This window comes from Micromonospora globbae, assembly GCF_003610785.1.
GTDB lineage: Bacteria > Actinomycetota > Actinomycetes > Mycobacteriales > Micromonosporaceae > Micromonospora > Micromonospora globbae.
On the sequence record NZ_RAQQ01000018.1, the window covers coordinates 57,431 to 77,164 of the forward strand.

Sequence of the window (19,734 nt, forward strand, 5' to 3'; positions counted from 1 at the left end):
GCCTCCCTGGTGGTCACCTGGACCAGCCGAAGTGGTCCAGTGGGCCCCGTCCAGCGCCCAGTTCCCAGTGCCGTGCGCCGGTCAGCGCACGGGTCACGTACTCCTTGGCCGCCGCCACGGCGGCCGGCACCGCGTCACCCCACGCCAGCCGCACGGCGACCGCCGCCGAGAACGAGCAGCCGGTGCCGTGGGTGTGCCGGGTGTCCACGCGCGGCGCGCGGAACAGGGTGGTCGTGCCGCCGCCGTGCAGCACGTCCACCGCCTCGCCGCCCTCCAGGTCGCCGCCGGTCACCACCACGTGGGCCGGCCCGTTGGAGGCCAGCGCCGCGGCGGCGTCGACCATCTCCTCGACCGTGGTCACCGGGCGTCCGGTGATGGCCGCGGCCTCCGCGCAGTTCGGCGTCGCCACCTCGGCGTACGGCAGCAGCCGCTCGACCGCGGTCACCACGCCGAGCCGGTGCCCGCTCGTGGCGACGAGCACCGGGTCGACGACCACGTGCGGCAGCCGGCCGGCCCGGGCGGCGTCGACCACCGCGTCGGCGACGGCCGGTGTGCCGAGCATCCCGGTCTTCACGGCGCCCACCGTGAAGTCGGCCAGCACGCTCTCGATCTGGTCGGTGACGGTGGCCGGGGGCAGCGGCAGGACGGCGTCGACGCCCCGCGTGTTCTGCGCGGTGACCGCGGTGATCACGCTGGTGCCGTACGCGCCGAGCGCCGCGAAGACCTTCAGGTCGGCCTGGATGCCCGCTCCCCCGCCGGAGTCGGAGCCGGCGATGGTGAGGACGGTGCGTGGCGTCATCTCTCCCCCTCGGTCGGTCCCGTCGACGGCTGCTTCTCGGGGAAGGGCTGCGGCCCCCGCGGGGAGGGCTGCGGCCCCCGCGGGGAGGGCTGCGGCCCCCGCGGGGAGGGCTGCGGCCGACCGCGTCCACTCCGGGCGGTCAGGCTTGATCCCTCCGTGGGCGCGGTCGGCCGCAGCCCCGTCGTGGAGACCGTCGTCGGGACGTGCCCGCTTCGCGGTGGTCCGGTGGTCGCTCCGCGTGGGATGGCGTCGTGTGGGGTGGGCGCCTCGCGTCGGGTCGCCCTGGGTCGGGTGGCCTTGTCTGCGGCTCTTGTCAGGGTGTGGGCTGCTTCGGTGGGGTCGTCGGCGCGCATGATGGCCCCCAGCACCGCCACCCCGACGGCGCCGGCCTCGACGCAGGCCGCCACCTGGTCGGGGGTCTCGATACCGCCCAGGGCGAGGGCCGGGACCGGGCTTCGCTCGATCAGCGCGGCGAGCCCGTGCGGGAGCAGGGGCGGGCCGTAGCCGGGCTTCGTCCTCGTCGGGTAGACGGGCGAGAGCGTGACGTAGTCCTCGGTGGACAGGCGCGCCAGCTCCGCCTCGTCGTGGCAGGAGCGGCCGACGAGGCCCAGGGGCGGGGGCGGATAGGGGCCGGCGGCGGGCAGGTGGACGGCGTCGCCGTCGAGCGGGTCCGGGCCGGCCAGGACCAGGGTGCCGCCCACCTCGGCGAGGATCGGGCGAAGGTCGGCGGCCAGCGCGGCGCGCTCGGCGCGGGGCAGGTCCTTCTCCCGCAGCACCACCCAGCGAACTCCCCCGGCCACCGCCGCGGCGACCACCTGCGGGAGCGGCTTCCGCGCCGCGCGCCGGTCGGTCAGCAGGACGACGCCGGAGGGCCGCGTCGCGATCCCGGTACGAAGGCGCTCCTGCCGGGGCGCTCGGGTACCGAGATCCGGCATTGGCCTCACAGGTCCGGCCTTCCCTCGTCCGGGGTGGAGGCGAGGGCGTGGTGGCGGCGGGGGATGCGGCCCGCGCCGGCGGCGAGCCGGCCGGCCTCGACCGCGTACCGCATGGCCGTGGCCATGGCGACCGGGTCCGCCGCCCGGGTGACCGCGCTGGCGAGCAGCACCGCGTCACAGCCGAGTTCCATGGCCAGCGCGGCGTCCGAGGCGGTGCCGATTCCGGCGTCCAGGATCACCGGCACGTCCACGGACTGCCGGATCAACCGGATGTGGTGCGGGTTGCCGACGCCCAGCCCCGACCCGATCGGCGCGCCCGCCGGCATCACGGCGGCGCAGCCGGCGTCCGCGAGGCGCCGGGCGAGCACCGGGTCGTCACTGGTGTACGGCAGGACGGTGAACCCGTCGGCGACGAGTTCCTCGGCGGCGCGCAGCAGTTCCACGCCGTCGGGGAGGAGCGTGCGCTCGTCGCCGATCACCTCCAGCTTGACCCAGTCGGTGTCGAACGCGTCCCGCGCCAGCCGGGCGACCTTCACCGCCTCCACGGCCGTCCGGCAGCCCGCCGTGTTGGGCAGCAGCCGTACGCCGCACCGGTCGAGCAGATCCAGCAGCCCGCCGCCGGTGCCGGGCGCGGTGTCCACCCGGCGCAGCGCCACGGTGACGAGTTCGGTGCCGGACGCGCGGATCGCCCGTTCGAGCACGTCGAGGTTCGCGGCGCCGCCGGTGCCGAGGATGAGCCGCGAGGTGAACGTCTCCCCGCCGAGCTGGAAGGTCACGGCGCTCACCCGCCCTGCGCGGCGCTGAGCACCTCGACCCGGTCGCCGTCGTGCAGCACCATGGCGGGCCAGCCGGTCCGTGGCACCACCTCGCCGTTGACCGCGACCGCCAGCCCGCGCTGCTGCGCGGTGACCGTGCGGACCAGATCCGCCACCGTCGCTCCGGTGGGCACCGTCCGGCCGGTGCCGTTGACCGTCAGTTCCACGGGTCCTCCTTGCTCGGTGTCGACCCCTGGGACGCCGGGGGCGTCGGGCCGGGGGCGTCGGCGTCGCCGGCCTCGAACCGGTCCGGCCGGAACGGGCCGAGCAGCGGATCCGGTACGCCGGTGGTCACGAGGTCGGCGATCAGGTCGGCGGTGACGGGGGTGAGCACGATGCCGTGCCGGTGGTGCCCGGTGGCCGCCAGCACGCCCGGTCGGCCGGGCAGCGGGCCGAGGATCGGCGCGTTGTCGGGTGTGCCCGGCCGCAGCCCGGCGGCCGTCTCGACCAGGTCGTACTCGGCCAGTTCGGGGACGAGTTCGACGGCGGCGCGCAGCAGGCGGAGCACCGCCCCGGCGGACACGTCGGTGTCCCGGCGCTCCTCGACCGTGGCGCCCACGACCACCTCGCCGCTGTCGCGGGGCACCAGGTAGACGGACTCGCCGTCGGCGTACCCCCGGACGACGTGCCGGAAGCCCGGCGGTGCCCCGCCGGGCGCGCGGAGCCGGAGCACCTGCCCCTTCACGGGACGGACCGGCAGCCCGGTGAGGGCGGCCGCGCCGCAGCCGGCCGCCACCACGGTGACCACGGCGTCCACGTCGGACAGCCGACGGACCGCCCCGGGCACGAGCACGGCGCCGGCACGCTCGGCGGCGGTGCGCAGCGCGGGCACCAGCAGCCGCGGGTCGACCTGGTGATCGGTGGCGGCGAGCGCGCCGCCCCGCACCCGGGTGGCCAGCGCCGGCTCGCGGTCGCGCAGCTCGGTGGGGCGCAGCGGGGTCACGGGCAGCCCGAGGTCGGCCTGGTACGCCCAGAGCCGCCGCGCCTCGGCCAGGTCGTCCGCCGTCAGGCCGACCATCAGCGTGCCCTCGGTGCGGTAGCCCAGGTCCGCGCCGGTCGCCTCGGCCAGTTCGGCGGCGAAGGCCGGCCAGCGGCGCGCCGACTCCACGAGCAGCGCGGTCAGTTCCCGCTCACCGAAGTACGCCTCGGCGACCGGGGAGAGCATCCCGGCGGCCACGGACGAGGCCCCCGATCCCGGGGCCGGATCGTGCACGGTGACGCGGAGCCCTCGGGCGGCGCAGCGCCAGGCGACGGCGAGACCGATGGGCCCGCCCCCGACCACCGCCACGTCCGCCCGGCCCGCACCGCCAGGGGTCGACGGGGGCCGGGCGCTCAGCACGTCAGCGCCTCGATCAGCTCGGCCGTGGCACGGGCCGGGTCGGCCGCCGTGGACAGCGCGCCGACCACGGCGACCCCGTACGCGCCGGCCGCCCGCAGCGCCGGCACGTCGGCCGCGGTCACGCCACCGATGGCGACCACCGGCACGTCGACGGCCTCCGCCACGGCCCGCACACCCGCCACTCCGATCGGCGGCGGCAGCCCCTCCTTGGTGGCCGTCGGTCGGCACGGGCCGACCCCGAGGTAGCCGGCCCCGGCCGCGACCGCCGCGACCGCGGCGCCCGGTTCCCGGGCCGTGGCACCGAGCACGGCGGCCGGTCCGAGCACCCGCCGTGCGGCGTCGACCGGCAGGTCGTCCGCGCCGACGTGCCCACCGGCGGCGCCGACCGCGAGCGCCACGTGCAACCGGTCGTTGACGAGGCAGGTCGCCCCGTACGGCGTGCAGAGATCGACCACCCGGCGGGCCAGGTCGTACGCCTCGCGGTCGGTGGCGGAGTCCTCGACCCGGACCTGCGCCACGAGGTCGGCGCGGGCCACCGGGAGGGCGGCCCGGACGACGGCGAGCGGATCGCGCCCGGGTCGGGTGTCGGTGATGAGATGCAGTCGTCCCAGGGACGGCACGGCAACACTCCTCCCTGCGCCGGCATTACCCGGATCAGGTTCGACGGTCGGGGGCTACCAGCCCCCCTCTCAGCCCGGTACACCGGGCTCCCGTGGGTCACTTGCGGGCTCACCGTACGACAGATCGGGCCGCCCTGCCAAGGTGGTCTCGCCGACACCTCGCCCCGGGCGCCCGGGTTGGGCGCTTCATGTGGTCCTGTTCGGATTGTCGCCCGCTGTTGCGAAACCGTTACCGGGCGGCATCTTGCCGGACATGCATCTACCGGCATTAATTTGTTCAGCGAATCGACATAAATGCTCGGTGCGGACGCCATGGCCCGGCGCCCGCGTCGATCCATCCGGGACGGTCTTCGGCGAGCCGGCCCCCGCGATCCCCTGTCCACTGAGACACAGGAGGCGGCGTGTCCCGAACTCGTCGTGCCCGCGTACCCGTCACAGCGACCCTGCTCTCCCTCGCCCTCGCATCCACCACCCTCTTCGGCACCCCGGCCGCCGCGCAGGCGGCACCGGCAGCCGCGCAGGCCGCACCGGTCGGCGGCCCGGCACCGCAGGCAGCCGCGCAAGAAGCGGCGACCCTGGTGACCCAGGCCCTACCCCAGGCGGCGCCCGCCGCCGACGAGCCCTTCTCGGTCCTGGTCTTCTCGAAGACCGCCGGGTTCCGGCACGACTCGATCCCCAGCGGCATCGCGGCGATCCAGGCGCTCGGCGCGGAGCACGGCTTCACCGTCGACACCACCGAGGACGGCGGCGCGTTCACCGACGCCAACCTCGCGAAGTACCAGGCGGTGATCTGGCTCTCGACCACCGGCGACGTCCTCGACGGCGAGCAGCAGGCGGCGTTCGAGCGCTACATCCAGGGCGGTGGCGGCTACGTCGGCATCCACGCGGCCTCGGACACCGAGTACAGCTGGGCGTGGTACGGCGACCTGGTCGGCGCGTACTTCGCCAGCCACCCGGCGAACCAGCAGGCCACGGTCAAGGTGGAGGACCACGCCCACCCGGCCACCGCCCACCTGCCGGAGCGCTGGTCGCGCTTCGACGAGTGGTACAACTACCAGTCCAACCCGCGCCCCGACGTCCACGTCCTGGCCAGCCTGGACGAGACCAGCTACTCCCCCGGCGCCGGCGCGATGGGCGCCGACCACCCGATCGCCTGGTGCCACGACTTCGAGGGCGGCCGCTCCTGGTACACCGGCGGCGGGCACACCCGGGAGTCGTACGCGGAGCCGGAGTTCCTGGCCCACCTGCTCGGCGGCATCCGGACGGCGGCCGGCGTCGCCGACGCCGACTGCGGCGCCTCGCTGACCGCGAGCTTCGAGAAGGTCACCCTCGACAGCAACACCAGCAACCCGATGGAGCTGGACGTCGCACCGGACGGGCGCGTCTTCTACATCGAGCGCGACGGCCGGGTGCAGATCGTCAAGCCGGACACCGGCAACACGGTGACCGCCGTCGACCTGGACGTCTTCACCGGCAACGAGGACGGCCTCATCGGCATCCGGCTCGACCCGGACTTCGCCACGAACAACTGGGTCTACCTCTACTACGCCCCCAACGACGGCATCGCCCGCAACCTGCTGTCCCGTTTCACGGTCACCGGTGACACCATCGACCCGGCGAGCGAGAAGCAGGTCCTGCGGGTCGACACGCAGCGCAACACCTGCTGCCACGCCGGCGGGAGCATGGCCTTCGACTCGGCGGGCAACCTCTACCTGGCCACCGGCGACAACACCAACCCGTTCGAGTCGGACGCGTTCACCCCGATCGACGAGCGGCCGGGCCGGGCCGACTACGACGCGCAGCGCACCTCCGGAAACACCAACGACCTGCGCGGCAAGGTGCTGCGGATCCACCCGGAGGACGACGGGACGTACACGGTGCCGGAGGGCAACCTCTTCGCCCCGGGCACCGCGAAGACCCGGCCGGAGATCTACGCCATGGGCTTCCGCAACCCGTTCCGGATCGGCATCGACCCGGCCACGGACACCCTCTACGTCGCCGACTACGGTCCGGACGCCAGCGCCGCGAACCCCAACCGGGGCCCCGAGGGGACCGTGGAGTGGAACATCGTCGCCACGCCCGGCAACTACGGCTGGCCGTACTGCACCGGGGCGAACTACGCCTACAACGACTACCAGTTCCCGTCCGGCCCGAGCGGCGCGAAGTTCGACTGCGCGGCGCCCGTGAACGACTCGCCCAACAACACCGGCCTGACCCAGCTCCCGCCGGCCATCCCCGCCACCGTCGACTACGACTACAGCGGCAACCCCCGCTTCCCGGAGATCGGTGGCGGCGGCGCGCCGATGGGCGGCCCGGTCTACCGGTACGACCCGGAACTCGACTCCGACCGGAAGTGGCCGGCGTACTACGACGGCAAGGCGCTGTTCGGCGAGTGGAACCAGTCGAAGATGTACACGATGCAGCTCACCGGCGACGGCAAGAGCCTCGTGGACATCAACCAGATCCTCACCGGGATGACCATGCTCCGGCCGATGGACTTCGAGTTCGGCCCGGACGGAGCGCTCTACCTCATCGAGTGGGGCAGCGGCTTCGGCGGCAACAACGACAACTCCGGCGTCTACCGCATCGACTACATCGCCGGTGACCGCGCGCCCATCGCGGTGGCCAGCGGTGAGCCGACCTCCGGCCCGGCGCCGCTGACGGTCGCCTTCTCCAGCGCCGGTTCCCGTGACCCGGACGGCGGCACGCTCACCTACGCCTGGGCCTTCGGCGACGGGCAGACCTCCACGGAGGCGAACCCGACGCACACGTACGCCGAAGCCGGGACGTACACCGCGCAGCTCACCGTCACCAACCCGAAGGGGCGTACGGCGGTGGCCAACGTGCCGGTCACCGTGGGCAACACCGCCCCGACCGTGAAAATCGAGTTCCCGCCGGACGGCGGCTTCTTCGACTGGGGCGACCAGGTCCGCTACACGGTGACGGTGACCGATCCAGAGGACGGCGAGATCGACTGCGACCGGGTACGCCTCCAGGTGCTGCTCGGCCACGACGAGCACGCCCACCCGCTGGAGCAGCACACCGGCTGCACGGGCATCGTCCAGACGTCGCTGGCCTCCGGCCACGGCGCCGAGGCGAACGTCTTCGCCGTCTTCGAGGCGACCTACACCGACCTGGGCGGCGCCGAGGGCGCCGGGCCGCTCACCGGCCGCGCCATCGAGCAGCTCCAGCCCAAGCGCAAGCAGGCCGAGTACTTCACGGCCACCGGCCGGGCGCCGGGCAGCACCGGCGGCGGTGACCCGGGCGTGCAGCGCGAGACCACCGGCGACACCGCCGGCGGCGGCCAGAACATCGGGTTCATCGAGGACGGCGACTGGTGGTCGCTCACCCCGGCGGACCTCACCAACATCACCTCGATCCGGTTCCGGGTCGCGTCGGCCACCAGCGGCGGCCGCATCGACGTCCGGGCCGGCGCTGTCGACGGGCCGCTGGTCGCGCAGGCCACCGTGCCCGGCACCGGCGCCTGGCAGACGTACACGGACGTGACCGCCCCGGTCACCGGCCCCGCCTCCGGCACGCTGTACTTCGTGGCGAAGGACCCGGGCGGCGGCGCGGGGTCGCTGCTCAACGTCAACTGGATGGACTTCCTCGGTCGGGGCGTCACCGAGAACGCACCGCCGGCGGTCAGCGCCACCGCCACCCCGACCACCGGCACCGCGCCGCTCACCGTCGCGTTCGACGGCACGGCCACCGACGCCGAGGGGGACACCCCGCTGACGTACGCGTGGGACTTCGGCGACGGCGGCAGCGCGGACACCCTGGACGCGCAGCACACCTACACCAGCCCGGGCACGTTCACGGCGACGCTCACGGTGACCGACAGCCGGGGCGCCCGGTCGTACACCACCGTGCCGGTGCGGGTGGAGGCCCCGAACACGTCCTGCTTCGGGGCGCGCTCGGACGACTTCACCGGCACCAGCCTCGACCGCGCCCGCTGGAGCGTCGTCCGCGAGACCCAGCAGCTCGCGGTCTCCGGCGGCGCGCTGCGGCTGCCCACCGCGGTGGGCGACCTCTACGGCGGCCGCAACGACGCCACCAACCTGGTGCTCCAGCCCGCGCCGAGCGGGGCCTGGCAGGCGACCACCCGGGTCACCCTGCCGGTGACGGCCGACTACCAGCAGGCCGGCCTGCTGGTGTACGGGGACGACGAGAACTACGCCAAGCTGGACCTGCTCCACTCGGGCGGCCGGCGGGTCGAGTTCATCCGGGAGACCGCGGGCACCCCGCGCAACGAGGCGGCCGACAGCGTCGCCGCCCCGGCCGGTGACACCCTCTACCTGAGGGTCACCAGCGACGGGACGAACCTGACCGCGGCCGTCTCGGCCGACGGGCAGACCTTCGCCCCGGTCGGCCGGGCCGCCGCGCTCGCCGGCATCGCCAACCCGCGGGTCGGGCTGTTCGCGCTCAACGGCGGCACGGCCGCTCCGGTGGTCGAGGCGGCGTTCGACTGGTTCCAGGTCTCGCCGGACGAGCCGGCCGAGCCGGTCGACCCGTCGGACGAGTTCACCGGCGACACGCTCGACAAGTGCCGCTGGGACGCCGTCCTCCGCGAGGACCCGACGGGCTACCGGGTGACCGGCGGCGCGCTGCGGATCGACGTGCCGAACGGCGACATCTACGGCTCCGGCAACTCCGGGCCGGCGAACTTCATCCTCCAGACCGCGCCCTCCGGCGACTGGACCCTGGAGACGAAGGTCGACGGCAGCCAGCTGAACGAGCAGTACCAGCAGGCCGGCCTCATGGTGCACGCCGACGACGACAACTACCTGAAGTTCGACTACATCGTGGACAACCAGCCCGGCCAGCCGGTGACGCGGCGGATCGAGTTCCGCAGCGAGATCGGCGGGGCGGTGCAGAACCCGCAACCCGAGGCCGCGAACCTGACCGGCTCGGTGTGGCACCTGCGGCTGGCCCGCAGCGGTGACACGTTCACCGCGTCGTACTCGGCGGACGGGACGACCTGGACGGCGCTGACGGCGCTCACCAACAGCGCGGTCGGCGCCACCCCCAAGGTCGGTCTGTTCACCCTCGGCGCCAACCAGACCGCGTCGAAGACCGCCGTGTTCGACTACTTCCGGCTCACCACCGAGGCGGCCGACAAGACCGCACCGGTGACCGAGGCCAGCGTCTCGGGCACCCCGACCGAGGGGTGGCACACCGGGCCGGTGACCGTCACCCTCACCGCCACCGACGAGGACGGCGGCAGCGGCGTGGCCGGCACCGAGTACCAGCTCGACGGGGCGGACACCTGGACCGCGTACACCGGGCCGGTGCCGGTCAGCGGCGACGGCGAGCACGAGCTGCGGTTCCGCTCGACCGACCAGGCGGGCAACGTGGAGCCGACGCGGACCGTGTCCGTGAAGATCGACGCCACGGCGCCGGTCACCACGGCGACGTTCGCCCCGGCGAACGACGAGGGCTGGCACGACGGGACCGTCCCGGTCGTGCTGACCTCGACCGACGCCGCCTCCGGGGTGAAGACGGTCGAGTGGTCGCTCGACGGCGGCGCCTGGACGCCGTACGCCGGACCGGTCGAGGTGAGCGGGGACGGCGAGCACGAGCTGCTGTTCCGGGCCACCGACAAGGCGGGCAACGCCGAGACGCTCAAGTCGGCGGTGCTGCGCATCGACGGCACGAAGCCGACGCTGCTGGTCTCCGGCCTCGCCGACGGCCAGCTGTACGGCGACAGCCAGGACGTGCGGGTGTCGTGGCAGGCCGTCGACCCGACCTCGGGCATCGCCTCGGTGGTCGGCGACCTGGACGGCCGGCCGTACGCCAGCGGCACGTTGCAGGCCATGTACGAGCTGCCGCTCGGCCTGCACGAGCTGACCGTCACGGCCACCGACAAGGCCGGCAACCGGACCACGGCGGAGGTGCGCTTCTTCGTCACCACCTCGTTCCGCGACATGCAGAACCTGCTGGACCGGTTCAAGGCGACGGGACGGCTCTCGGCCACGGCGCACAAGCAGCTGAAGGCGAAGCTCGACGCGGCGCGCAAGGCCGAGGCGGCCGGCAACGACGACAAGGCGGTCAAGCAGCTCACCGCCTTCCGGGAGCTCGCCGCCGACGCCACCCTGGTGGCCGAGGCGGAGATCCGGGACGTCCTGGTCCGGGACGCCGACGCCATGATCGTCCGGCTCGGCGGCACGGCCAGCAAGGCCGGCGTACGGGCCAACGACGGCGAACCGGTGGCCGGCGCGGGCCGGCTCGGGGGCGACCCCACCCGGCTCGCGCCGGGTCGCCGGCTCTGACAACCGGTGCGGTCCCGTCCCGGCACCCCGCGTCGGGACGGGACCGCACCACCCCGTGAGGAGGCGTCCGTGACGCGTACCCGGAAGGGCCTGGCCGCTCTGCTCGCCGGGCTGGCCCTCGTCCTGTTCTCCGCGGCCCCGGCCGCGGCCCACACCGGCAAGCTCAAGCTCACCGTGGCCGGCGACGGCGCCGACGGCGTCACCGTGCAGGCCACGTACGCCGACGGGCACCGGCTGGACAAGCTGGTGCGGCTGGTCCTCACCGCCACCGGGCCGGACGGGCAGCGGGTCGGCCCGCTCCAGCTCGAACCGGCCGCGGAGGGCCAGGGCTTCTACGCCACCGGCCCGGTCCTCTCCCCCGGCCGCTGGCAGGTGACGGTCAGCGCACCGGCCCCGCACCGGGGCGAGGCCACCGCCCAGGTGCAGGCCCGCGCCGCACAGTCCCCACCGGCCGCCGCACCCGTCGCGGTGACCGCGCCCACGGACGGACGGTCCGCCGGGCGCGGGGCGGGCGCCGGCTGGTGGCCGCTCGCCCTGGTCGGTCTGCTGCTCGCCGCCACGGTGGTGGCGCTGGCCCTGGTGTCGGTCCGCCGCCGACCCGGCTGACGATCCGGTGCGGTCGGGGTGCACCGGTCACCCCGACCGCCCGGGTGGTCAGAGGATCTCGCGCAGCGCGTCCAGGTCCTCGTCGGTGGGCTGCCACGCGCCCGCCTCGGCGTTGGCGCGCACCTGCTCGGGCGTGGTCGCCCCGGCGATGACCGAGGTGACCGCCGGCTGGGCGGCGAGCCCGCCGATGGCCACCTGGAGCATGCTGAGCCCCCGCTCGTCCGCGTACCGGCCGATCGCCTCGATCACGTCCCAGTTCGCGGCGGCGAGCCGCTCGGCGTACCGGCCGCCGCCGGCGAGCCGGCTCCCCGCGGGCGGCGCCTCGCCCCGCCGGTACTTCCCGGTGAGCAGTCCGTTGGCCAGTGGGAAGAACGGCAGCAGCCCCAGGCCGAAGCGCTCGCACGCGGGGACCACCTCGGCCTCGACGTCCCGGTGCACCAGGCTGTAGTGGTTCTGGGCGCTGATGAAGCGGGAACGCCCGTTCGACGAGGCCACCCAGTCGGCGTCGGCGATCTGCCAGCCGGAGAAGTTCGAGTTGCCCAGGTACCGCACCTTGCCGGAACGGACCAGGTCGTCCAGGGCGGCGAGGGTCTCGTCGATCGGGGTGCCCGGGTCGGGTTCGTGCATCTGGTACAGGTCGATGTAATCGGTGCCGAGCCGACGCAGGGACGCCTCCACGGCCCGCATGACGTAGCGCCGGGCGCCGCGGGCGCCGAAGTCCGGACCGTTGAGGCCGTGCATGTCCATGCCGAACTTGGTGGCCACCACGACGTCGTCCCGGCGGCCCTTGAGCGCCTCGCCGAGCATCTGCTCCGAGCTGCCCTGCGGATCGCCGTAGATGTCCGCCGTGTCGAAGAAGTTGATCCCGACGTCCAGCGCGGCGTCCACCACGGCCCGGGTGCCGTCGAAATCGAGCTTGCGGCCGAAGTTGTTGCAGCCGATGCCGACCACGGACACCACGAGCCCGGAGTCGCCCAGCCGGCGGTAGGTCATCTCAGTCACGAGATGAACCCTATGCCCACGCCCTCCGGCGCATCCGCGTGATCCGCCGCTCAGCCGAGCACCTCGGCGCAGAGCCGGCGGGCGGCGTCGACCGTGGCGGCCAGGTCGTCCGGCGTACGCCCCACGGCGGCGAGCAGGGCCTGCGCCCGGGACGCGAAGCCGGGCGGCGAACCGGGCAGCCGCCCCGCCGACTCGACCATGCCCTTCTCGTTGACCAGCCACCGCCCGGCCCGCCCGTGCAGGGCGTGGACGAGCACCCCGACCGCGCGGAAGAGGCAGCCCGCGACGTAGGCGGCGTCCCCCGAGGCGGCACCCTTCGCCGCCGCCTCGACGAGGAAACCCGCCTCCCAGCCGTTGGCGACCAGCGCGGCACCGAGCGCCGGCGGGTACGCCGACGTCTCCTCCCGCAGCGCCGTCAGCTCGCCGGTCGGGTCGGCCAGCACGTGGCACAGGGCCACCTCACCCGCGTAGGCGTGGGAGTAGAAGCCGAGCGGGTGGCCGGCCTGCACGCCCACCTCGTACCGGCCGGCGCGGCAGTCTTCCCAGATCCGGCGTACCCGGTCGAGGTCGCGGTAGATCCAGTCGACGGCCGTCCCGCCGACCCGCAGCCAGCCGCCGCCGTCGACCCACGGCCCCCAGCCGCCGGGCGGCGTCAGCTCGGTCTCCTGGTCGGCGACCGTGGCGGCGACCGCACGCAGCCCCGCCACGTCGAGTTCGCCCCGGTAGTAGAGGCCGAGATCCCAGTCGGAGTCCGGCCGGTGGGTGCCGCGCGCCCGGCTGCCGCCCAGGGCCACGGCCACCACGCCGTCGACCGCGCAGAGCCGTTCGGCCAGCTCGGCCGGGTTCACTTCACGTCCCACACCGGCTCCGCGGTCTCGACCACCTCACCGTCGCCCCGGAACAGCACGAACCGGTCGAAGGTGCGGGTGAACCAGCGGTCGTGGGTCACGGCGACGACCGTGCCCTCGAACGCGTTCAGGCCGGCCTCCAGCGCCTCCGCGCTGGCCAGGTCGAGGTTGTCGGTGGGCTCGTCGAGGAGCAGCAGCGTGGCGCCGGAGAGTTCCAGCAGCAGCACCAGGAACCGCGCCTGCTGCCCGCCGGAGAGGGTGCCGAACCGCTGGTCGCCCTGCCCGGCCAGTTCGTACCGGGACAACGCCGCCATGGCCGCGTGCCGGTCCATCCCCGCCCGGTGCGCGTCGCCGCGCCAGAGGATCTCGACGAGGGTCCGCTCCACCAGCTCCGGCCGGTCGTGGGTCTGCGAGAAGTGCCCCGGGCGCACCCGGGCGCCGAGCCGGGCCACCCCGTCGTGTGCCACGGGCGCCAGCGCCGACCCGCCGTCGACCGGCCCGTTGGCCGGGTCGGGATCGGTGCCGCCGCGCGCCAGCAGCCGCAGGAAGTGCGACTTGCCGGTGCCGTTCGCGCCGAGCACGGCCACCCGGTCGCCGTACCAGATCTCCAGGTCGAACGGGTAGGTCAGGCCGTCGAGTTCCAGCTGTTCGCAGATCACCGCGCGCTTGCCGGTCCGCCCGCCGGTCAGGCGCATCCGGATGTCCTGCTCCTTCGGGGGTACGGGCGGCGGCCCGGCCTCCTCGAACTTGCGCAGCCGGGTCTGCGCCGCCTGGTAGCGCGACGCCATCCCGTCGTTGTACGCGGCCTTCTGCTTGTACATGAGCACCAGCTCGCGCAGCTTCTGGTGCTCCTCGTCCCAGCGCCGGCGCAGCTCGTCGAGACGGGCGTGGCGGGCCACCCGCGCCTCGTGCCAGCTCGCGAAGCCGCCGGGATGCACCCAGGCGCTGCCGCCCTCCACGGCGACCACCCGGTCGGCGGTCTGCGCGAGCAGTTCCCGGTCGTGCGAGACGTACAGCACCGACTTGGCCGACTCGCGCAGCCGCCCCTCCAGCCAGCGCTTGCCCGGCACGTCGAGGAAGTTGTCCGGCTCGTCGAGCAGCAGCACCTCGTCCGGGCCCCGGAGCAGCAGTTCCAGGGCGAAGCGCTTCTGCTGGCCGCCGGACAGTGTCCGCACCGGACGGTCGCGGGCGGCGTCCCAGGGAAGGTCGAGCACGATGGTGGCCACCGTGTCGAAGAGCACCTCGGCGTCGTACCCGCCGACCTCGCCCCAGGCGACGAGCGCGTCCGCGTACGCCAGCTGCGCCTTGCTCGCGGCGGTGCTGTACTTGCCGCGCACCTCGGCCGCCCGCATGGCCGCCTCGGTCTCGGCGAGGCGCCGGCCGGCCGCCCGCAGCGCGGGCGGGGCGAGTGAGAGCGCCAGGTCGGCGAGGGTGGACTCGTCCCCGATCATGCCGATGAACTGCCGCATGACGCCGAGCCCGCCGGTACGCGCGACGGTGCCCGTCACCACCGGCAGGTCGCCCGCGACCATCCGCAGCAGGGTGGTCTTGCCGGCGCCGTTCGGCCCCACGAGTGCCACCTTGGCGCCCTCGCCGACCCGGAACGACACGTCGGCGAACAGTTCCCGGCCGTCGGGCAGGGTGTGCCCGACCCCTGCCACGTCCACGTAACCCACGCCGGGATCCTGCCTCAGGCCCCGGCCGGCGGTACATCCAATTACCGGCCGAGCCACCACCGGCGGAGGCGGCGCACGCGACGCCGCGGCCGTCGGGCGGCACGCGGTGTCACCGGCCGACGCGCAGGACTCACGAGCCGGCGGGCGGCACGCGGTGTCACCGACCGACGCGCAGGACGCGGTAGCCCTTCTGGCTGGCGTGCCGCTCGACCTGCCAGCCCTCGTCGACGAGCCAGCGGTGCAGCGAGTCGCCGCCGAGGTGGCGCGCGACGACCAGCCAGGCGACGCCGTCCGGTGCGAGCCGCGGCAGCCAGCGCCGCAGCAGCTCGTGCAGCTCGTCCTTGCCGATCCGGATGGGTGGGTTCGACCAGAGCTGGGCGAAGCGGACCTCGTCCGGCACGTCGTCCGGGGCGCGGACGCGGATCCGGTCCCCCGCGCCGATCCGCTCGGCGTTGGCGGCCGCGAGTTCACGGGCCCGCTCGTTGACGTCGACGGCCCAGACGGTGGCCGACGGCGCCGTGCTGGCCAGCACGCAGCTGATCGGGCCGAAGCCGCAGCCGAGGTCGAGCAGGTCGCCGGTCGTGCCGGCGGCGGGCAGCTCGGCCTTGCGCAGCAGCACGGCGGTGCCCGGGTCGAGCCGGTCGGCCGAGAACACACCGCTGGCCGAGGCGAGCGTGTAGTCGCGGCCGGCGACGGTGAACTCGACCTCCCGCCGCCGGGCGGTGGTCGCGGGTTCCGCGGTGAAGTAGTGCTCGCCGGTCACGCCGGCAATTCTCGCACCCGGCCACTTCGCGGCCGGCGGCGCTCGCGTGCCCGTCACGATCCGGCGCGGTGAGGCGTTGTGAGGGTGACCCGACACCCCCGACGCCACAATTTCCCATTATTCCCACCTAAAGGGACAATCACTCCTACCCTGGGCGGCATGGTGTATCGGTACGAGTTCGATGAGGACGCTTTCGTGGACCACCCGGAGGGTGCGTCCGACCCCGTGCTCGGTGCCGGTCCGCCACCGCCGGCCGGGCCGTCCCCGTCCCGCTTCCCCACCCCGTCGCTGCCCCGCGCGACCCGGAGGACACTGCCGCCCGACCCCGAGCCGGCGCAGATCGAGCCCCCGGCCCAGATCGAACCCCCGGCCCAGGTCGAGCCCCCGGCCCAGATCGAACCCCCGGCACAGGTCGAGCCCCCGGTCCGCGCCGAGGCCCCGGCGCCCGTACGGGCCGAGGCTCCCCCTCCGCCGCCCGTACGGGCGGAGGCGCCGCCACCACCGCCCACCTCCCAGGTCTACGTCTCGGCGCCGCCGGCGCCCGAGCCGCCCGCGGCCGTGCCGGCGCCCCGCTCCGGCGGTGGCCGGCTCTGGCAGGTCCTGATCGGCGGCGCAGCCGTGCTCGTGCTGCTCGCGCTCTGCGGCCTCGGTGCCGCCGCGCTGCTCGTCGACCGCACACCCGACCCGCAGCCCGGCCCGAGCCAGCAGGCCGGCGCCGAGCCGTCCGCCGGGGTGGAGCAGGAGGAGGCGGAGCACCTCGACTCCCGCGACACCGACCAGGCGCCGCTGACCGCCAAGGAGATCTTCGCCGGCAAGGAACTGGTGGTCGAGGACGGCCGGCCCGCCTACGCGGTGCTCAAGACGCAGTCCAGCGGCAGCTGCGCGGTCGCCGCCACGGACGAGGTCGCCGACCTGCTGGTCCGGCTCGGCTGCAACCAGGTCGTCCGCGGCACGCTCCGCAGCCCCGACGGCGACCACCTGGTCACCACCGGCCTGTTCAACCTCACCGACCGGGCCAGCGCGGAACGCGTCCGGGACCGCATCCGGCAGCTGCTCGACGAGCGGCAGGGACGCTTCCGCGGCCTCGCGGCCGGTGAGGGCACCGAGGCCATCGCGACCGCCCCCGCCCGGGTGGGCTGGCAGGTGCGGGGCCACTACCTGGCGTACGCGCTCGTCGTCCGCACCGACGGGGAGACGATCAAGTCCGGCGACCCGGCCGTACGGGAGATCCTCTTCGACACGATCGAGCTGCACCTCAACCGGACGGTGCTGGAACGGCGTGCCGACGGCGGCATCGCGAACCAGCCCACCACCGAGCCGTCGGACAGCACCGGCGCGCAGGACGGCGAGAGCGAACCGTCGGGCGACTGACCCGAGACCCCGGCGGTCCGGCGGGTGCGTGCTCCTCGCGGCACGCACCCGTCGCCGTTCGTACGGGCTGCCGCCGCGGGCGTCAGGCCTCGGCGGGGACGCGCAGGCGGCGCGTGAGTTCGGCGCGGCGGGCGTACTCGGCGGGGTCGTCCGGGTAGCCGACGGCCACGAGGGTGAGACCGTGCGCGGGCGCCACGGTGACCTCGCCCGAGCGTTCGCGGCGGCGGAGCAGGCCGGCGGGCCAGTCGGCCGGGCGACGGCCCTCGCCGACGGCCAGCATCGCGCCCACGAGGCTGCGGACCATCGCCTGGCAGAACGCGTCGGCCTGGACGGTGGCGACCAGCACGCCGTCGGGGTCGCGGCGCCAGTCCAGCCGGGTCACCTCCCGCAGGGTGGTGGCGTTCTCCTTGCGCCGGCAGTACGCCGCGAAGTCGTGCTCGCCCACCAGCCCCGCCGCCGCCGCGTTGAGCGCGTCGAGGTCGAGCGGGCGCGGCCAGGCCAGGATCTCGTGCCGGCGCAGCGGTTCGGCGCCGTACGGGGCGTCGGTCACCCGGTACTCGTAACGGCGGAAGGTGGCCGAGAAGCGGGCGTCGAACTGCGCCGGCACCTCGGTGACGGCCCGGACCCGCACGTCGCCGGGGAGCAGCCGGGACAGCCGGCGCAGGAGGCTCCCCTCCCGCTCCCGCCAGAGCGCGGTCGGCAGGTCGACGTGGCAGACCTGCCCGGTGGCGTGCACGCCCGCGTCGGTGCGGCCCGCCACGGTCAGGCCGGTCGCGGAGCCGGCGCCGAGCAGGAGGTCGAGCGCCTCGACGAGCACCCCGGCGACCGTGCGCCGGTCCGGCTGGGGTGCCCAGCCGGAGAAGTCCGTCCCGTCGTACGACACGTCCAGCCGCAGCCGGGTGCGCTCGTCCACCCCGTACCTCCCGTCACGAAGCGGGCCCGACACCCACGAGGGGTGCCGGGCCCGGCAAAGCCCGAGATCAGGCCTTGTTCTCGTTGTTCTCCTCGGTGGCGAGGTCGCTGTCCTCGCGCGCCTCGGCGGTGTCGCCGGACGCCGAGACCGGCGGCTCGGAGTCCTGGTCGGACGACTCGGACCGCGGAGTCTCCTCCTCGGGCGCGAGCGCCTCGACCTTGTCCTGCTGAGCGGCCTTGCGGGCGGCGGTCTTCCTGTTCGCCTTCGGCTCGGCGACCTGAAGCTCCTCGACCAGCTCGATGATCGCCATCGGCGCGGCGTCACCCTTGCGCGGCCCGGTCTTCACGATCCGGGTGTAGCCACCGTTGCGGTTGGCGTACCGCGGCGCGATCTGGTCGAACAGGGTGTAGACCACGTCCTTGTCCTTGACGACGGCGAGCACCCGACGCCGGGAGGCCAGGTCACCGCGCTTGGCCTTGGTGATCAGCTGCTCCGCGAGCGGGCGCAGCCGCCGGGCCTTGGTCTCGGTGGTCTGGATCTTGCCGTGCTGGAACAGCGACGTGGCCAGGTTGGCCAGCATCAACCGCTCGTGCGCCGGGCTGCCGCCGAGGCGGGGACCCTTGGTGGGCGTGGGCATTCTCGGTGCTCCTCAGATGTGGCGGCAGCGCGACTTAGAGCTGCTCGGTCTCGCGGTAGTCGTCGGTGTCGTAGTCGGCCTCGCCGAAGGCGTCCACGACGTGCGCCGGGTCGAAGTTCGGGGCCGAGTCCTTCAGCCCCAGACCCATCCCGGCGAGCTTCATCTTGACCTCGTCGATCGACTTCTGACCGAAGTTGCGGATGTCGAGGAGGTCGGCCTCGGTACGCCCGATGAGCTCACCAACGGTGTTGATGCCCTCGCGCTTGAGGCAGTTGTACGAGCGGACGGTCAGGTCCAGCTCCTCGATCGGCAGGGCCAGGTCGGCCGCCAGCTGGGCGTCCTGCGGCGACGGGCCGATGTCGATGCCCTCCGCCGTCTCGTCCAGCTCGCGGGCCAGCCCGAAGAGCTCCACCAGCGTCGACCCGGCCGAGGCCAGCGCGGTACGCGGGCCCATCGACGGCTTGGTCTCGACGTCGATGATGAGCCGGTCGAAGTCGGTGCGCTGCTCGACACGGGTCGCCTCGACGCGGTAGGTGACCTTGAGGACCGGCGAGTAGATCGAGTCGACCGGGATCCGGCCGATCTCGGCGCCGGCCTGCTTGTTCTGCGCGGCCGTGACGTAGCCCCGGCCCCGCTCGACGGTCAGCTCCATGTCGAGCCGGCCCTTGCCGTTGAGGGTGGCGAGCTTCAGGTCCGGGTTGTGCACCGAGACGCCGGCCGGCGGCTGGATGTCCCCCGCCGTCACGTCGCCCGGGCCCTGCTTGCGCAGGTACATGCTGACCGGCTCGTCGTGCTCGGAGCTGACGCACAGCTCCTTGATGTTCATGACGAGCTCGACCACGTCCTCCTTGACCCCGGGGATCGTGGTGAACTCGTGCAGCACACCGTCGATCTTGATCGAGGTCACGGCCGCGCCCGGGATCGACGACAGCAGCGTACGCCGCAGCGAGTTGCCCAGGGTGTAGCCGAAGCCCGGCTCCAGCGGCTCGATGGTGAACCGGGAGCGCGTCTCGTTGATCGACTCCTCGGAGAGGGTCGGTCGCTGGCTGATGAGCATGTCTTCTCTTCTCTTCCGGGGCGCCCGCCATATGACGCCCACGACACAAACTGTTCCGGTGGCCCGCCCCGGCCAGGGCGG

At 74.2% G+C, this 19,734-nt stretch carries 15 protein-coding genes, 1 pseudogene and 1 riboswitch; of the genes and pseudogenes, 3 read left to right on the forward strand and 13 right to left on the reverse strand.

Annotated elements, in window-relative coordinates; all coding sequences use genetic code 11:
* Nucleotides 1-13 precede the first annotated feature (13 nt).
* The 6 genes and pseudogenes from thiD to thiE all read right to left on the reverse strand — a co-directional run bounded on the left by thiD (nt 14) and on the right by thiE (nt 4,508).
* Nucleotides 14-799 (reverse strand): bifunctional hydroxymethylpyrimidine kinase/phosphomethylpyrimidine kinase, encoded by a 786-nt coding sequence (gene thiD, locus D7I43_RS22925; RefSeq protein ID WP_120330625.1) that lies wholly within the window; start codon nt 797-799, stop codon nt 14-16.
* Between the two features lie 299 nt (nt 800-1,098).
* Nucleotides 1,099-1,734 (reverse strand): annotated as a pseudogene (locus D7I43_RS22930) (thiamine phosphate synthase); the annotation flags it as partial.
* Between the two features lie 5 nt (nt 1,735-1,739).
* Complete coding sequence (locus D7I43_RS22935) at nt 1,740-2,519, reverse strand: thiazole synthase (protein WP_120330627.1); 780 nt, start codon at nt 2,517-2,519, stop codon at nt 1,740-1,742.
* Nucleotides 2,516-2,716 (reverse strand): sulfur carrier protein ThiS, encoded by a 201-nt coding sequence (gene thiS / locus D7I43_RS22940; protein ID WP_120330628.1) that lies wholly within the window; start codon nt 2,714-2,716, stop codon nt 2,516-2,518. The genes D7I43_RS22935 and thiS overlap by 4 nt, the downstream gene beginning before the upstream one ends.
* Nucleotides 2,707-3,885, reverse strand: a complete 1,179-nt coding sequence (gene thiO / locus D7I43_RS22945; RefSeq protein WP_420870235.1) for a glycine oxidase ThiO — start codon at nt 3,883-3,885, stop codon at nt 2,707-2,709. Before thiO ends, thiS begins: the two co-directional genes overlap by 10 nt.
* Nucleotides 3,882-4,508 carry a thiamine phosphate synthase gene (thiE, locus tag D7I43_RS22950; protein WP_120330629.1) on the reverse strand — a complete coding sequence of 209 codons (627 nt, stop codon included), beginning with the start codon at nt 4,506-4,508 and terminating at the stop codon, nt 3,882-3,884. Before thiE ends, thiO begins: the two co-directional genes overlap by 4 nt.
* A riboswitch (TPP riboswitch) is annotated at nt 4,503-4,612 on the reverse strand. It overlaps the preceding gene by 6 nt.
* Before the next feature lie 297 nt (nt 4,613-4,909).
* Here thiE and D7I43_RS22955 point away from each other — a divergent pair.
* Both D7I43_RS22955 and D7I43_RS22960 read left to right on the forward strand, forming a co-directional pair.
* Complete coding sequence (locus D7I43_RS22955; RefSeq protein ID WP_120330630.1) at nt 4,910-10,780, forward strand: ThuA domain-containing protein; 5,871 nt, start codon at nt 4,910-4,912, stop codon at nt 10,778-10,780.
* 69 nt (nt 10,781-10,849) lie between these two features.
* Complete coding sequence (locus D7I43_RS22960; protein ID WP_120330631.1) at nt 10,850-11,386, forward strand: hypothetical protein; 537 nt, start codon at nt 10,850-10,852, stop codon at nt 11,384-11,386.
* Nucleotides 11,387-11,434: 48 nt separating this feature from the next.
* Here D7I43_RS22960 and D7I43_RS22965 read toward each other — a convergent pair whose 3' ends face one another.
* The 4 genes from D7I43_RS22965 to D7I43_RS22980 all read right to left on the reverse strand — a co-directional run bounded on the left by D7I43_RS22965 (nt 11,435) and on the right by D7I43_RS22980 (nt 15,675).
* Nucleotides 11,435-12,379, reverse strand: coding sequence for an aldo/keto reductase (locus D7I43_RS22965; RefSeq protein WP_120330632.1), 945 nt, complete (start codon nt 12,377-12,379; stop codon nt 11,435-11,437).
* Between the two features lie 59 nt (nt 12,380-12,438).
* The gene (locus D7I43_RS22970) at nt 12,439-13,248 is read right to left on the reverse strand and encodes a nucleotidyltransferase domain-containing protein (protein ID WP_240033104.1); all 810 of its coding nucleotides are present in this window, start codon (nt 13,246-13,248) and stop codon (nt 12,439-12,441) included.
* Nucleotides 13,233-14,912 carry an ABC-F family ATP-binding cassette domain-containing protein gene (locus D7I43_RS22975; protein WP_120330634.1) on the reverse strand — a complete coding sequence of 560 codons (1,680 nt, stop codon included), beginning with the start codon at nt 14,910-14,912 and terminating at the stop codon, nt 13,233-13,235. The genes D7I43_RS22970 and D7I43_RS22975 overlap by 16 nt, the downstream gene beginning before the upstream one ends.
* A gap of 157 nt (nt 14,913-15,069) precedes the next feature.
* Entirely contained in the window at nt 15,070-15,675 is a 606-nt protein-coding gene (locus D7I43_RS22980) for a class I SAM-dependent methyltransferase (RefSeq protein ID WP_120330635.1), read from the reverse strand.
* A gap of 159 nt (nt 15,676-15,834) precedes the next feature.
* On the opposite strand from D7I43_RS22980, the gene D7I43_RS22985 reads away from it, so the two are divergent.
* Entirely contained in the window at nt 15,835-17,046 is a 1,212-nt protein-coding gene (locus tag D7I43_RS22985) for a hypothetical protein (RefSeq protein WP_120330636.1), read from the forward strand.
* Between the two features lie 82 nt (nt 17,047-17,128).
* On the opposite strand, the gene truA is transcribed toward D7I43_RS22985, so the two are convergent.
* From truA to D7I43_RS23000, 3 genes are all read right to left on the reverse strand, one after another.
* On the reverse strand, nt 17,129-17,959 hold the full coding sequence (gene truA / locus D7I43_RS22990) for a tRNA pseudouridine(38-40) synthase TruA (RefSeq protein ID WP_120330637.1): 831 nt from the start codon (nt 17,957-17,959) through the stop codon (nt 17,129-17,131).
* A 67-nt stretch (nt 17,960-18,026) separates the two neighbouring features.
* Nucleotides 18,027-18,596, reverse strand: coding sequence for a 50S ribosomal protein L17 (gene rplQ / locus D7I43_RS22995; RefSeq protein WP_120330638.1), 570 nt, complete (start codon nt 18,594-18,596; stop codon nt 18,027-18,029).
* Nucleotides 18,597-18,630: 34 nt separating this feature from the next.
* On the reverse strand, nt 18,631-19,653 hold the full coding sequence (locus D7I43_RS23000) for a DNA-directed RNA polymerase subunit alpha (protein ID WP_111134433.1): 1,023 nt from the start codon (nt 19,651-19,653) through the stop codon (nt 18,631-18,633).
* Between the last annotated feature and the right edge of the window lie 81 nt (nt 19,654-19,734).

Excerpts from the sequence above, each read along its gene's own strand:
- thiD (WP_120330625.1), bottom strand. The coding sequence starts at position 799 with ATGACGCCACGCACCGTCCTCACCATCGCCGGCTCCGACTCCGGCGGG.
- D7I43_RS22965 (WP_120330632.1), bottom strand. The coding sequence starts at position 12,379 with ATGACCTACCGCCGGCTGGGCGACTCCGGGCTCGTGGTGTCCGTGGTC.
- D7I43_RS22985 (WP_120330636.1), top strand. The coding sequence starts at position 15,835 with ATGGTGTATCGGTACGAGTTCGATGAGGACGCTTTCGTGGACCACCCG.
- rplQ (WP_120330638.1), bottom strand. The coding sequence starts at position 18,596 with ATGCCCACGCCCACCAAGGGTCCCCGCCTCGGCGGCAGCCCGGCGCAC.
- D7I43_RS23000 (WP_111134433.1), bottom strand. The coding sequence starts at position 19,653 with ATGCTCATCAGCCAGCGACCGACCCTCTCCGAGGAGTCGATCAACGAG.